The organism is Bartonella sp. CM120XJJH, assembly GCF_042194715.1.
In the GTDB taxonomy this organism is placed as follows: Bacteria; Pseudomonadota; Alphaproteobacteria; order Rhizobiales; family Rhizobiaceae; genus Bartonella.
In genome coordinates this window covers 1-552 of record NZ_JBHINE010000153.1, presented here as the reverse complement: position 1 = coordinate 552, position 552 = coordinate 1, and the positions used below count along the sequence as shown (strand labels likewise).

Here is a 552-nt window from a genome sequence, read left to right as displayed (position 1 = left end):
GGTTCATAAAACTTGATAAGCGCTTCACGGGCTTGTTTAGCTTGCTCGATAGAGCGCTGCTGCTCTATACTAGGAACAATCTCTGAAGGCTTTTCAACGGACTGCACAACCGGCTCTGGAGACGTAATGTCATTATTATCAATCGTTTCACCATCATAAGTGCCAGCATCAAAAGAGCTCTCATCATCAAAGACCGGCGCTCCAACTCTGTAATCTTCATTCATAGCTTCATTCATTTCTGCATTCATTCTTTCACCTTTCTCAACTATGCATACCTCTGTGTAATGCTATTCGCTCTCGCATGATCTGATTGTGTGCCTGAGTATTGAGAAGCTTCTGCCGTTCAATGTCATGGCGCTGTTGCATCATTTCTGCTTCTAATTCCGCTTTCTTTTGACGCATAAACAGATCAATCTGCTTTTGTTGCAAATCCATCTGATGCATCTGTGCTTTCGTCTCTAAGTCTTGTTGCTTTTCCTGCAACTTCATTTCCTGCTCGGGGTCCATCTGCTGTTGTTGTGCCATTTGTTGCTGTTGGAACTTCTCACTGAC

The 552-nt window shown here is 43.7% G+C and carries 2 pseudogenes; both read right to left on the bottom strand.

Annotation, left to right across the window (positions count from 1 at the left end):
- Positions 1–248 (bottom strand): annotated as a pseudogene (locus tag ACFIKU_RS10305) (hypothetical protein); the annotation flags it as partial.
- A gap of 13 nt (positions 249–261) precedes the next feature.
- Positions 262–552: pseudogene (locus ACFIKU_RS10300) on the bottom strand (phage portal protein); the annotation flags it as partial.